This is a genomic window from Streptomyces chattanoogensis (assembly GCF_001294335.1).
In the GTDB taxonomy this organism is placed as follows: Bacteria; Actinomycetota; Actinomycetes; order Streptomycetales; family Streptomycetaceae; genus Streptomyces; species Streptomyces chattanoogensis.
Genome location: NZ_LGKG01000151.1, coordinates 69,116 through 81,166, shown reverse-complemented (window position 1 = coordinate 81,166; position 12,051 = coordinate 69,116). Strand labels below are relative to the sequence as shown.

Sequence of the window (12,051 nt, the reverse complement as noted above, 5' to 3'; positions counted from 1 at the left end):
TTTACCGGCCGCCCGCGGCAAGCCAACTCCGCGCCCGCCGCGCCGAGTTGATGTCAGACCCCCCGCCTACGGTGTCGTACACGCACACGACCAGGAGGCAAGGCGTTGGACACCCCGCACACCCCCGGCTCCCCGCACACCCCCCATCCCTCGGCCACGAAGAGCGGCCTCCCCGACGAGAACACCTTCACCGTTCCCGAGGCCTGGCTGCCCGGCCTCCACCCCTGGCGCGGCGGGCCCACCGTGCCGGCCGCCGGGGTCGATGCCGGTGCGGTGGACGCGGCGCGGCGCATGACGGAGGAACGGCTGTCCTGGGTGGCGGGGCTGTCCGGGGATCCGGAGCTGCTCGAGGCGGCGCAGGCGCAGGTACGGGGTGAGCCGAGTCCGCTCGGTGCGGCCGTTGTCGCCGCCGTGGTCACGGAGGACATGCCATGGCGGGAGCGGGAGAAGGCGGGGCTGTTCGCCGATGCCTGGGCCGCGGAGCACGGCCTGGTGTTCGCCGCCGAGGCGACCGCGGAGCTCGGCGGGGTGTTCGTCGAGGTGAAGCGCCAGGACCGCACCAAGGACGTCCCGCACGCGGTGCGGTACCGGCGCGACGACGACCTCCGGTATGCCTCGTGGCACGCGGGCGAGCGCATAGCCAAGCGGGTGCGCGCCCTGCTCGCCGCGGCCGGCGAGGCGACCTACCGGGAGGCGGTCGAGGCGCTTGCGGACCGCCGCCGCGGCCCGTTCCAGCGCGCGGTCGCCTGCTATCTGGTGCCGACTCAGGCGGAGTGGGTGGACGAGCTGTTCACCGCCGCCGCGCGCTCCGAGCAGGACGAATATGTGGACATGGTCCTGAGCTCGTTGAGTTCGATGGAGCAGCTCGACGCATTCCGCGCCCACGACAACCGCTGGCACGACTACGGATCGGATGAATCCGTCCGTACCGCCATCGCCCGCATCGGTCCCGCCATCGTGCCGGCACTGACGGACATCGCCGACACCAAGAGCTACCGCAGCGAGCTCCTGTACGCGGCACTCGGCGCGCTGCCCACCGACGAGGCCCTCGGCTTCCTGGTGGCGCGGCTGGACCGGCGCAATGCCCACGCCGCGGTGATCGAGGCGATGGAGCGGTACCCCGTCCGCGCGCTGCGCCTTCTCGCCACCGCGGCCTCCGACGGCGGCCCGGACGTCGCCGCGTACGCCGCCGCCCTGCTGCGCCGGCACGCGCTGGCGCACCCGGAGCTCACCGCCGCCGTGCCCCCCACGCTCCCGGCCGCCGCGCAGGCCGAGATCGACCGGGCGGCGCGCGGCACCGGGTGGATCGACGACGCACCGGCGGAAGCCCTGCCGCGGCTGCTGGCCGACCCGCCGTGGACGCGACCGCGCCCGAAGGTGAAGCCCGCGGTCGTCAAGGGTCTGGTGGCGCCCGCCGACCCGGCCGTCGCCTGGGCTCCCGGCGAGCGGCAGGAGTGGGCCGGGACCACGACGTACTACGCGGAGTGGGACGAGAACACGGACTGGCACAAGCAGGTCGGCCGCTTCCGGAATCTGACGCTGCGCAGCGACAGGCACCCGGCACTCTTCCTGGGCGCGCCCGAGGAGCTCGTACGCCCGCTGCTGGCGGGCTGGCAGCCGGAAGCGCGGTGGGACGCCGCGCAGTGGATGCGGCCGGTCGTGGCCCGTTTCGGCGTGGACGCGCTGCCTGCCGCGCTGCATGTCGCCCGGCTGGACTCGGCGGCCTGCGGCGGTCTGCTGCTGCCGTTCGCCGGCGCCGAGGTGGCGACGCTGATGGCCGACTGGCTGGCGACGCGCAAGAAGGTCCGTCCGGTCGTCCACGCCTGGTTCCGCCGCCATGCCGCCGCCGCTGCCCGCGCCCTCGTCCCCGCAGCGCTCGGCAAGGCCGGCAAGGCGCGACGGCAGGCCGAGGCGGCGCTGCGGCTCATCGTGTCCCAGGGCGGCCCGGAAGCGGTCCGCAGTGCCGCCCGCGGTTACGGCGACAAGGCCGCCGCCGCCCTCGAGGTCTTCCTGGACCGCGACCCCCTGGACGTGGACCCGTCGCGCGTCCGCGACGGCGCCGGCTACCGGGACCTCCATCTGCTCCCCCGGGTCCTCCTGCGCGACCGTCGGCACGTCCTCCCCGTGTCCGCGGTCGGCCATCTCGTCACCATGCTGCTCATGTCCGAGCCCGACGAGCCGTACGCGGGCCTCGAGGTGGTCAAGGAGGTCTGCGACCCGGAATCGCTGGCCGGACTCGGCTGGGCCCTGTTCCAGCCCCCGTACGCCCTCAACCTCAGGCCGCCGTCCCCGGACGACTGGTCCCTCACCGCACTCGGCCTGCTCGGCAACGACGAGACGGTCCGGGGACTCACCCCGCTCATCCGCTCCTGGCCGGGTGACGGCGGCCACAACGCCTCGGTCGCCGGGCTGAATGTGCTCACCGCCATCGGGACCGACGTCGCCCTGACCCATCTGAACGGCATCGCCCAGAAGTCGAAGTACGGCGGCATCCAGCGCCGGGCCCAGCAGAAGATCTCCGAACTCGCCCGCGAACGCGGCCTGACCGCGGACGAGTTGGCCGACCGCCTCGTCCCCGGTCTCGATCTGGACGAGGCCGGCAGCATGACCCTCGACTACGGCCGCCGCCGCTTCACCGTCGGCTTCGACGAACAGCTCAGGCCCTGCGTCGCCGACGGGACCGGCAAGCGCCTCAAGACCCTTCCCAAGCCCGGCGTACGCGACGACCAGGACCTCGCCCCGGCCGCCCACAAACGCTTCGCCGCCCTCAAGAAGGACCTGCGCCCCGTGGCCGCCGACCAGATCCGCCGCCTGGAGCGGGCCATGGTCACCCAGCGCCGCTGGACCACCGCCGAGTTCCGGGAGCTGATCGTCGGCCATCCGCTGCTGTGGCACATCGCCCGCCGGCTGGTCTGGGTGACCGACGACGGCCGCTCCTTCCGCCTGGCCGAGGACCGCACCCTCGCCGACGTCCACGACGAGACCCTCACCCTCACGGACGCCGCCCGCGTCGGCATCGCCCACCCCCTGCACCTGGCCGGCACCCTCGACGCCTGGATGGAGGTGTTCGCCGACTACGAGCTCCTCCAGCCGTTCGACCAGCTCGCCCGCCCGGCGTATCCGCTCACCGACGACGAACGCACCGCGAAGGAACTGAAGCGCTTCGCCGACCGCACCGTGCCCACCGTCAAGGTGCTCGGCATGGAACGCCGCGGCTGGGAGCGGGGCACCGCCGAGGACAACGGCATCCAGTCCTGGATCTCCCGGGTGCTGCCCGGAGACCGTGCCGCCGTGGTGAGCCTCGATCCAGGCATCGCGGTCGGCCACCCCGACTACTGGCCCGAGCAGCGCATCGCCGGTGTCCGGCTCAGCGACGGCACCGGACTCGGCCGGCGTAGCGACACCCGCGAGCTGTCCTTCGGCGCCCTCGATCCGGTCACCGCATCCGAAATCCTCGCCGACCTCACGGATCTGACGAACTGACGAGGCCGACCGGGCCGGACGAAAACGAACCGCCCCGACCTGTCTGTGCAGGTCGGGGCGGTTCAGAAGCGGTAGCGGAGGGATTTGAACCCTCGGTGACTTGCGCCACACTCGCTTTCGAGGCGAGCTCCTTCGGCCGCTCGGACACGCTACCGAGAGAGAGCTTAGCCCAAGGGGGGCCGTGCGCCGAAATCGGATTACTGATGGCCCCCGGGGCGCCGGGGCGCCGACGGGGGTCAGCGGGCGCGGAAGAAGTCGGTGAGCAGGGCGGCGCAGTCGGCTTCGAGGACGCCGGTGATGACCTCGGGGCGGTGGTTGAGACGGCGGTCACGGATGACGTCCCACAGGGACCCGGCGGCGCCGGCCTTGGCGTCGCGGGCGCCGTAGACGACGCGGTCGACACGGGAGAGGACGATCGCGCCCGCGCACATGGTGCAGGGCTCGAGGGTGACGAGCAGGGTGCAGCCCGTCAGCCGCCATTCCCCGACGGCCTTCGCCGCCTCCCGCAGCGCCAGGACCTCCGCATGGGCGGTCGGGTCGCCGGTGGCCTCGCGCTCGTTGTGGCCGGTGCCGAGGACGGTGCCGTCGGCGGACAGCACAACGGCGCCCACCGGGACGTCTCCGGTCCCGGGGGCGCGGCCGGCCTCGTCCAGCGCCCGCCGCATCGGGGCGATCCAGGGGTCGCGCAGCGGGTCGGGTGCGGGGGAGGGACGAGGGTCGGATGGAGGGGTGGTCGGGGGGACGGTCATGTCACCAGTGTCGGGGACGTGACCCGGGGCGTCGGCCCGGCGTCGGCCGCCGGGCCCTGCCGGGATCACCGCACGGCTTCCAGGACCTCCGTGCAGCCCAGGGAGTCGGCGATGGTGGCCAGCGCATCGCCGTTCAGGGCGAGCAGCTCCTCCTCATCGACTCCGAGGTCGGCCAGGAGCCGGGAATCGCCGAGCGGGCCGTGCGCGATGGCCGGGCTCTCCGAGCCGTTCACCGCGTCGATGGTGTCGTTGTCGTCAGCGTTGTCGTCGGTTTCCGGTTCGCCGTCCTCCGTGCCGTCCAGATTGAGCGCGTCGAGGTCGTCCGCGTCGTCGTCATCGCGGCCGAGGAGCTCGTCGGTCAGCATCGCTCCGTACGAGCTCCTGGCGGCGACGGCGGCGTTGGAGACAAAGACCCGCGGGTCGTCCTCGCCGTCCACCCTGATGACGCCGAACCAGGTGCCCTCCTGCTCGATGAAGGCCACCACCGTGTCGTCATCGACCGCCGCCTCCCGGGCCAGGTCGGCCAGATCGGTCAGCGTCTCCACTTCGTCGAGCTCCGTATCGCTCGCTTCCCACCCGTCTTCGGTGCGCGCGAGCAGTGCGGCGAAATACACCGTGCCTCTCCCACCTGTCATAACGTCCGGGCCGGGCGGGGGCGACGCTGCCGCGCCGCGGGTCCCGCCCCTTCGGAATCGTGGCAGAAACATCGCGTTCGCGCGGGGTCTTCGGCGCTGCGTCGTGCGGAGGTTGTGAGAGATGTCGCTCACGTGCCGCAGCGCGAACGGGTGCGCAGGGCGCGGACGGCCGAGGCAGCGCGGGCAATTACCAGCGGCACTTACCAGCGGAATGTGCGCATCCGCAGGGCCTGGCGCATCCGCGCGGCCCGCGCCCGGCGCGGCTGGACGCGGTCCCGCAGCGCCTTGGCCTCATGCAGCTCACGCAGGAACTGCGCCCGGCGCCTGCGGCGGGCCGCCTCGCTCTCGGGGTCGAGGCCCCCGGGGGCGGGACCGGCGCCGGGCACCTCGTCGGGCGGCTGACGGTCGGGCACCTGCCCACCATCCACCCATCCGGGGGTCCGCCGCCAGTGCACCGCCGGACCCGGGTCCGCTACCGGGCGCCTGCACGGTGGGCGTCGGGGCTCCGCGGCTCGGTTACTGTCGTTGTCATGCGGATCCACGTCGTCGACCACCCGCTGGTGGCGCACAAACTCACCACTCTGCGCGACAAGCGCACCGACTCCCCCACCTTCCGGCGGCTCGCCGACGAGCTGGTCACCCTGCTCGCCTATGAGGCCACCCGTGATGTGCGCACCGAACAGGTCGACATCGAGACCCCGGTGACGGCGACCACCGGCGTACGGCTCTCGCACCCGCGCCCCCTGGTCGTACCGATCCTGCGGGCCGGTCTGGGCATGCTGGAGGGCATGGTCCGGCTGCTGCCCACCGCCGAGGTCGGCTTCATGGGCATGGTCCGCAACGAGGAGACCTACGAGGCGCACACCTACGCCACGCGGATGCCCGACGACCTCTCGGGCCGCCAGGTGTATGTCGTCGACCCGATGCTGGCCACCGGCGGCACGCTGGTCGCGGCGATCCGCGAGCTGATCAAGCGCGGTGCGGACGATGTCACCGCGATCTGTCTGCTGGCCGCGCCGGAGGGCGTCGAGGTCATGGAGAAGGAGCTGGCCGGCTCGCCGGTGACGGTGGTCACCGCGGCGGTCGACGAGCGGCTCAACGAGGACCGCTACATCGTGCCCGGCCTGGGCGACGCGGGCGACCGGATGTACGGCACGGCCGGCTAGCAGCCGTCCCCGATCACCACTCGGGCCCCTCGCCGCGATCGGCGAGGGGCCCGAGTGCGTGCTGCCGGAGCCGTCAGCAGGTGGCGGGGTGGGCGGGCCGCGGGGCCGGCCTGGCCAGCTCGGCCACGGCCTTCTCGGCGTCCTTCGCCGTGGTCAGCTCCTTGAAGCCGCTGCCGATGATCAGGTCGATATCGGTGCCCTTGCGGTTGTCGGTCTTCTGCTCGGCGCCCTTGAGCTGGGTGCCGAGCACCTTCAGCGGGCCCTGCGCGGCGGCCCTGGGGCCCAGCACTATCCCGGTGCCCTTGACCTGCTTGTCGTAGCCGGCCGGGGCATTGCCCACCTTGCCGATCTTGAAGCCGCGCTTCTCGAGCTCCTCGGCGGTGCGCTTGGCCAGTCCGCTGCGCGGGGTGGCGTTGAGGATGTTGACGGTCAGCGTGCCCGGCTTGGGCAGGGCCTTCCGCGCGGCGGCCTTGGCCCGGGCCTGCTCCGCCGCCTCCTCGGGCTTGCATTTCTTCTTGCCCGGGGCGGCCTGGGCCGTACCGGCCTTGCCGCCGAAAACATCGATGAGCTGCAGGGAACCCCAGCCGACCAGGCCGAGGGCGCAGGCCCCGGCCAGCAGGGTGAGGACGATCCGGCGACGGTGTCGGGGACGGCGCATCCGCGGGTACCTGTCGCCCGTGATGCGGTACTTCTTACCGCCCATGCCCGGGGGCGTCAGCATGCTCATGCCCGCAGCGTAGTGCGGGCCGCGGTCCATGCCTACTAAACGATCAGCCGGTGGTGTACAAGGCAACCCGAACAGGTCAATAAGGGCAGGGTCGTACGGTATTGCGGTACGGCATGACGGTACGGCCGGGGGCTACGGCAAGGGGGGGCGGCGTCAGTCCGCCGCAGGGCTGCCGTCCAGTTCGAGCACCCGGGCGTGCAGCACCTGGCGCTGCTGGAGGGCGGCGCGCACGGCGCGATGCAGCCCGTCCTCGAGGTAGAGGTCGCCGTCCCACTTCACGACATGCGCGAAGAGGTCGCCGTAGAACGTCGAGTCCTCGGCGAGCAGCGTCTCGAGGTCGAGCTGCTGCTTGGTCGTCACCAACTGGTCGAGGCGTACCGGGCGCGGGGCGACGTCCGCCCACTGGCGGGTGCTCTCCCGGCCGTGGTCGGGGTACGGCCGCCCATTTCCGATGCGCTTGAAGATCACACGGAAAGCCTACCGGGCCAGCGACTGCGGGCGCAGCCATGCGAGTCGGGAGTAAAGGCGATCAATAGCCGCAAAACAGGAGTGATCATGGGTGATGGCCCTGCAGCGGGCCCCTCTTCGGCCCATCGGAAATAGGCACGATCGGGTGAGTGCGGGCCCGGGTGTCCGGGCGATTGTTCGGTGGGGTCACCACTTCAGGGCGGCCGCGCGACGGGTCTGCCAGTAGGTGACCCTGGCGGTCTGCGGATCCACGCGGACCGCGGGGCCGCTGTCCAGGCCGACCTGGCAGGGGACGGTGTGGCGGGCCAGCGCGAGGCCGAACTGGGAGATCCGCTCCCGGCGGGCGCGGGTGCCGTCGGAGGTGGTGATCCCGGCGAAGGCGGTGTGGCCTGGGGCGAGGGTGACGACGGTGCCCGGGTTACTGGGCCCGATCGCCGGGGCGACGGCCCGCTGCCGGACGCCGAGCCGCAGGAGCGGGTACGGCTGGGCGGCGAAATCACACCGTCTGTCGGAGTTGTTGGTGACGCTCAGGAGCAGGCGGTGGGTCCGGTGCCGGACCGTACGGGCATGGAACCGGAGCATCTCGGGAGTGCAGGCGGCTCCCGGCGCCGGTGCCGGGAGCCGGGATGCGGCGGAGGGCCGCGGCCTGTCGTGGGCCCGGCTGCCGCCGCCGTCCTGGCAGGCGGTGAGGCCCAGCCCGGCGGCCGCGATGAGGGTGCGCCTGCGGCGGGCTGGTTGCCGCTGCGCGGGGCTGTTCGGCAGCGGTACCGGGCTTACACGGCTCCGCCGCTACAGCCCGGCACCTCCCCGTTGGGGGTGGGAGAAGACCGGTGGGGGTGTCCGTAGTCCCGTCCGTGCGAGCAGTGGGCAGATCGTGCGCGCCCCCACTGGCCTCCTCCACCCCCACCGTCGGGAGGGGACGGACCGCAGGACGAAGTCCGGAGGGCCGGCACCGCGGCCGACAACCAACCCCCGCCCGCCGCCGGGCGCAACGGCGAGAAGACACCGCGGCGCCGCAGACAACAACGTACGGCCCAGGCAAAGCGCAGCGGAAGCGTGGGGAGAAACTAGCCAACGCTACGGAGCAGCTTCTCGACGGCCGCCACCCGGTCGCCCAGCTCCGTCAGCCGCGTGTCTATGGCCTGCTGACCGGCCGTGACCTGGGCGGCGAGCTCGCGGTATTCCGCCAGTGCGGCGGCGTCGGCCCGATGTCGTTGCAGCTTGAAGTACGAGGTCACGATCGCCACGACCGAGGTGAAGGCGATCAAGAGGATGGCGATCGGGATGACGGTGCTGCCGCTCATGTAGGCGTCCCCTTACGGTCGTTCGGGTCGTGCGGGTCGGTCGGTCCTGACCGGTCTTCCTGGAGGGCGGCGAGGACGGTGGCCACGTTCAGCTTCAGCTCGAACGGGGCCAGCTCGAAGTACTTCAGCGCCTTGCCGTCCTCGGACAGTTCCAGCCGGCCCACGACCAGACCGGCCTTCTCCAGCCGGTCCAGGTGCATATAGAGGAGCGGCCGGGACATTTCGAGCCGGCGGGCCAGTTCGCTGACATACAGCCGGCCTTCGGCCAGTTCGCCGATCACCCGCAGACGCTGCGCATGCCCCACGGCGGACAGCAGGGCCAGCAGCTCTTCGCTGTTCATGGCCCACCTTCTTGCCGTTCCGGACGCCTGTCAGCGGAGGTTTTCGCATGTCTGGACGGACTGTCAAGCGAGGTCGCCGCGCTCTGTCCGCCACGATCTTACGGTTGACGGCTTCCCAAGACACCTGTAATTCTCGACTTACATGCGTACCAGTGGGGGGCGCGACGTGATGTCGAAGGAGCTGGGCAAGTGAACGTGGCTGTGCACAAGCCGCCGACCGAGCGGCCGGGGGGACGGTCCGGCAGACGGCCGGCCACCGTACGGATGGCGATCTGGAGCGCCCGCCATCCCTGGCGCGGAGTGGCCGTATGGCTGGCGTTCGTGGTGCTGTCGCTGGGTGTGGGGAGCGCGATGGGCACCCACAAGGCCACCGCCGACGACTACCGCACCGGCGAGGCGGGCCGCGCCGAGACGATGGCGGCCGAGGGACATCTGGGCCACGAACCGGTCGAGCAGGTGCTGATCTCCGCCCGCTCGGGCCCGCTGGACCGGGCCGCCGCCGATGCCGCCGTACGTGACATCACCGACCGGATGCGCAGGCTGCCCGAGGTCAAGCGGGTCGCGCCGCCGGTCCGTTCGGCCGACGGCGGCACGCTGCGGGTCGAGGTGACCCTGCACGGCGCCGACGCGGACGCCCAGAAGCATGTCGCGCCGCTCGCCGCGCAGACCGCGGCGGCGCAGCGCGGCCACCAGGCGCTACGGATCGAGGAGACCGGCAGCCCGTCCATCAGCGTCGGCGTGGACCAGCAGCGCGACGACGACCTGGCGCTCTCCGAAGCGATCACCCTGCCGATCACGCTGCTGACGCTGCTGGCCGTCTTCGGGTCGGCCGTGATGGTGGCGGTCCCGGTGCTGCTCGCGCTGACCTCGATCGCCGCCGCCGTCGGCCTGTCGATGATCGCCTCGCATGTGCTGCCCGACGCCGGCGTGGGCATGAACATCATCATCCTGATCGGCATGGCCGTCGGCGTCGACTACACGCTCTTCTACCTCAAGCGCGAACGCGAGGAACGGGGCCGCTCGGGCGGCCGGCTCGGGCCCGAGGCCCTGGTGGAGCTGGCCGCCGCCACCTCGGGCCGGGCGATCGTCGTCTCCGGCTTCGCCGTGATCGTCTCCACGGCCACCCTCTATCTGGCCACCGACATCATCTTCTCGTCCCTGGCCACCTGCACCATCATCGTCGTGCTGGCCGCCGTGCTCAGCTCGCTGACCGCGCTGCCCGCCCTGCTGGTCACGATCGGCCGCCGCGCCGAACGCCGCGCTGCACGCCGTGCGGCCAGGAACGGCACCCGGCGCCTTGCCAAGGACGGCGCCGAGGCCGGCCGGATCTGGAGCGCGCTGCTCCGCCCGGCGAGCAAGCACCCGGCGATCACCCTGTGCCTGTCGGTCCTCCTGATGCTGGGTCTGGCGGCGCCCGCCCTGGGCATGCAGCTCCGGGTCCTCAACAAGGACAGCATGTCCCGTGAGATCCCCGCCCTCCAGGCATACGACCGGCTCACCGCGGCCTTCCCCGACTTGCGCATCCAGCACCAGATCGTCGTCCGGTCCGCGCCCGGCGAGGCCGATGAAGTCGAAGGCGCACTGCGGGAGTTGGTGCGCCGCACCGAGCGGGACCCGCTCTATGCCAAGAACACTGCGAATGCCGCGGGTGCGAAGGGTGCGAAGGGTGGCGAGAACGTGGCGCCGGGGGTCCGGTTCTCGACGGACCGCCGTACCAGCACCCTTTATCTGTCCGCCCCGTACAGACTCAGCTCTCCCGAGGCGCTCGCCTCGCTCGACCGTCTCCGTAAGGACTATCTCCCCTCGACCGTGGGCAAGGTGGCCGGAGCCCGGTTCGCCGTCACCGGGGACGTGCCGCACGACACCGACTACCTCGCCCACCAGGACGAGAAGCTCCCCCTGGTGGTGGGGATGCTGCTGCTGCTCACCTTCCTGCTCACCGCCGTGGCCTTCCGCTCCCTCGTCCTCGGGCTGATCGGCGTCGTGCTCAACCTGCTCTCCGCCGCGGCCGCGTTCGGTCTGGTCGTGGTCTTCTTCCAGCACGGCCTCGCGAGCACCCTGTTCGGCTTCGATCCGGCGGCGACCTGCGCCATCGGCTCCCGGGTGCCGCTCTTCCTCTTCGTGATCCTCTTCGGACTCTCGATGGACTACCAGGTCTTCGTCGTCAGCCGGATCCGCGAGGCCGCGCTCGGCGGCGTACCGACCCGGCAGGCCGTCCTGCAGGGCACCGTCACCTCCGCGAAGGTCGTGACCAGCGCGGCCGTGGTGATGGTGACGGTCTTCGCCACCTTCATGCTGCTCCACCTCGCCGAGATGAAGCAGATCGGCTTCAGCCTCGCGGTGGCGGTCCTCCTGGACGCCTTCGTCATCCGGGTCATGATCCTGCCGGCGGCGCTGACGCTGCTGGGCCGGGCGAGCTGGTGGCCGTCACGGGGGATGCGGCGGGCACAGGAGCGGGTGAGGGACACGGACGGCAGCTCCCCGGTGAGCACCCTGGCTTCCCGCTGACCGGTTCACCTGTCCCTGACCGGCTCACTTCTCCTTGACCAGGGGAGCGATCATCTTCCGCAGGGTGTCCTCGTCGACCGCTCCCATGGTGCGGGCGGCGAGGCGCCCGTGCCGGTCGAGGACGAGCGTCGACGGGATGGTCTGCGGGTTGAGGCTGCCCTTGGGGAAGCGGAGCAGCAGCCTGCCGGCCGGGTCGGACAGGCTCGGATACGGCACCTTGTGCTGTTCCTCGAACGCGGTGGCCTGCGAGGTCTCGGCGTCCCGGGTGTTGATGCCGACGAACCGAACTCCCTTGTCCCGGCTGCTCCTGGCGACCTTGACGAGGCCGGGCGTCTCCGCGATGCAGGGGCCGCAGGTCGAGCTCCAGACGTTGAGCACGACGACCTTGCCCCGGTAGTCGGCGACGTCCAGACGCGTGCCGCGGGTGGTGGTCCCCGAGAGCTCGGGTGCCGCCTTGCGGTCGGCCGGGGGGACGGTGGCGATACGGTCCGCGCTCCGGCCGAAGCCCGCCCCGGAACTCGCGTCGCCACCGGAGCCGCCCCAACCGCAGGCGCTCAGGGCCAGTACGCCCGCGACGGCTGCCGCAACGAAGGCCGTACGACGGCGAGAGACAGGGGCAGTTGGGGCGGTTCGGGCGCTCATCTCAGCAGTTTTGCATGGCGGGGTTCCC

The 12,051-nt window shown here is 71.9% G+C and carries 12 protein-coding genes and 1 tRNA gene; 3 read left to right on the top strand and 10 right to left on the bottom strand.

The genetic code is table 11. The annotated features are described in order from the left end of the window. Nucleotides 1-105: 105 nt before the first annotated feature. On the top strand, nt 106-3,483 hold the full coding sequence (locus ADL29_RS25745; RefSeq protein ID WP_053925965.1) for a DUF4132 domain-containing protein: 3,378 nt from the start codon (nt 106-108) through the stop codon (nt 3,481-3,483). A gap of 69 nt (nt 3,484-3,552) precedes the next feature. Here ADL29_RS25745 and ADL29_RS25740 read toward each other — a convergent pair. The 4 genes from ADL29_RS25740 to ADL29_RS25725 all read right to left on the bottom strand — a co-directional run bounded on the left by ADL29_RS25740 (nt 3,553) and on the right by ADL29_RS25725 (nt 5,280). After that, nucleotides 3,553-3,637 (bottom strand) — tRNA-Ser (locus tag ADL29_RS25740). A gap of 82 nt (nt 3,638-3,719) precedes the next feature. Beyond that, nucleotides 3,720-4,232, bottom strand: a complete 513-nt coding sequence (gene tadA / locus ADL29_RS25735) for a tRNA adenosine(34) deaminase TadA (RefSeq protein WP_078971282.1) — start codon at nt 4,230-4,232, stop codon at nt 3,720-3,722. A gap of 65 nt (nt 4,233-4,297) precedes the next feature. Next, a complete protein-coding gene (locus ADL29_RS25730; protein WP_053925964.1) occupies nt 4,298-4,846 on the bottom strand; it encodes a tRNA adenosine deaminase-associated protein in 549 nt (182 codons plus the stop codon). A gap of 221 nt (nt 4,847-5,067) precedes the next feature. Then, nucleotides 5,068-5,280 carry a hypothetical protein gene (locus ADL29_RS25725; RefSeq protein ID WP_425424282.1) on the bottom strand — a complete coding sequence of 71 codons (213 nt, stop codon included), beginning with the start codon at nt 5,278-5,280 and terminating at the stop codon, nt 5,068-5,070. Between the two features lie 117 nt (nt 5,281-5,397). Between ADL29_RS25725 and upp the strand changes: the two genes are divergently transcribed. Continuing rightward, on the top strand, nt 5,398-6,033 hold the full coding sequence (upp, locus tag ADL29_RS25720; protein WP_053925963.1) for a uracil phosphoribosyltransferase: 636 nt from the start codon (nt 5,398-5,400) through the stop codon (nt 6,031-6,033). 73 nt (nt 6,034-6,106) lie between these two features. On the opposite strand, the gene ADL29_RS25715 is transcribed toward upp, so the two are convergent. The 5 genes from ADL29_RS25715 to ADL29_RS25695 form a co-directional block, all read right to left on the bottom strand. Next, complete coding sequence (locus tag ADL29_RS25715) at nt 6,107-6,760, bottom strand: LytR C-terminal domain-containing protein (RefSeq protein WP_053925995.1); 654 nt, start codon at nt 6,758-6,760, stop codon at nt 6,107-6,109. A gap of 153 nt (nt 6,761-6,913) precedes the next feature. Further along, nucleotides 6,914-7,228, bottom strand: a complete 315-nt coding sequence (locus ADL29_RS25710) for a type II toxin-antitoxin system VapB family antitoxin (protein ID WP_046926894.1) — start codon at nt 7,226-7,228, stop codon at nt 6,914-6,916. Nucleotides 7,229-7,414: 186 nt separating this feature from the next. Then, a complete protein-coding gene (locus tag ADL29_RS25705) occupies nt 7,415-7,810 on the bottom strand; it encodes a DUF4232 domain-containing protein (protein ID WP_245689632.1) in 396 nt (131 codons plus the stop codon). Between the two features lie 485 nt (nt 7,811-8,295). Then, nucleotides 8,296-8,532: a hypothetical protein gene (locus ADL29_RS25700; protein ID WP_053925961.1), complete on the bottom strand. Its 237-nt coding sequence runs from the start codon at nt 8,530-8,532 to the stop codon at nt 8,296-8,298. Continuing rightward, nucleotides 8,529-8,873, bottom strand: coding sequence for an ArsR/SmtB family transcription factor (locus ADL29_RS25695; protein WP_053925960.1), 345 nt, complete (start codon nt 8,871-8,873; stop codon nt 8,529-8,531). Before ADL29_RS25695 ends, ADL29_RS25700 begins: the two co-directional genes overlap by 4 nt. A gap of 264 nt (nt 8,874-9,137) precedes the next feature. Between ADL29_RS25695 and ADL29_RS25690 the strand changes: the two genes are divergently transcribed. Continuing rightward, a complete protein-coding gene (locus ADL29_RS25690) occupies nt 9,138-11,381 on the top strand; it encodes an MMPL family transporter (protein ID WP_053925994.1) in 2,244 nt (747 codons plus the stop codon). Nucleotides 11,382-11,405: 24 nt separating this feature from the next. Here the strand turns inward: ADL29_RS25690 and ADL29_RS25685 are convergent, their stop codons facing one another. Further along, nucleotides 11,406-12,023 carry a TlpA family protein disulfide reductase gene (locus tag ADL29_RS25685; RefSeq protein ID WP_053925959.1) on the bottom strand — a complete coding sequence of 206 codons (618 nt, stop codon included), beginning with the start codon at nt 12,021-12,023 and terminating at the stop codon, nt 11,406-11,408. Nucleotides 12,024-12,051 lie beyond the last annotated feature (28 nt).

Excerpts from the sequence above, each read along its gene's own strand:
- ADL29_RS25695 (WP_053925960.1), bottom strand. The coding sequence starts at position 8,873 with ATGAACAGCGAAGAGCTGCTGGCCCTGCTGTCCGCCGTGGGGCATGCG.
- ADL29_RS25705 (WP_245689632.1), bottom strand. The coding sequence starts at position 7,810 with ATGCTCCGGTTCCATGCCCGTACGGTCCGGCACCGGACCCACCGCCTG.
- tadA (WP_078971282.1), bottom strand. The coding sequence starts at position 4,232 with ATGACCGTCCCCCCGACCACCCCTCCATCCGACCCTCGTCCCTCCCCC.
- ADL29_RS25715 (WP_053925995.1), bottom strand. The coding sequence starts at position 6,760 with ATGAGCATGCTGACGCCCCCGGGCATGGGCGGTAAGAAGTACCGCATC.
- ADL29_RS25690 (WP_053925994.1), top strand. The coding sequence starts at position 9,138 with ATGGCGATCTGGAGCGCCCGCCATCCCTGGCGCGGAGTGGCCGTATGG.
- ADL29_RS25700 (WP_053925961.1), bottom strand. The coding sequence starts at position 8,532 with ATGAGCGGCAGCACCGTCATCCCGATCGCCATCCTCTTGATCGCCTTC.
- ADL29_RS25685 (WP_053925959.1), bottom strand. The coding sequence starts at position 12,023 with ATGAGCGCCCGAACCGCCCCAACTGCCCCTGTCTCTCGCCGTCGTACG.
- upp (WP_053925963.1), top strand. The coding sequence starts at position 5,398 with ATGCGGATCCACGTCGTCGACCACCCGCTGGTGGCGCACAAACTCACC.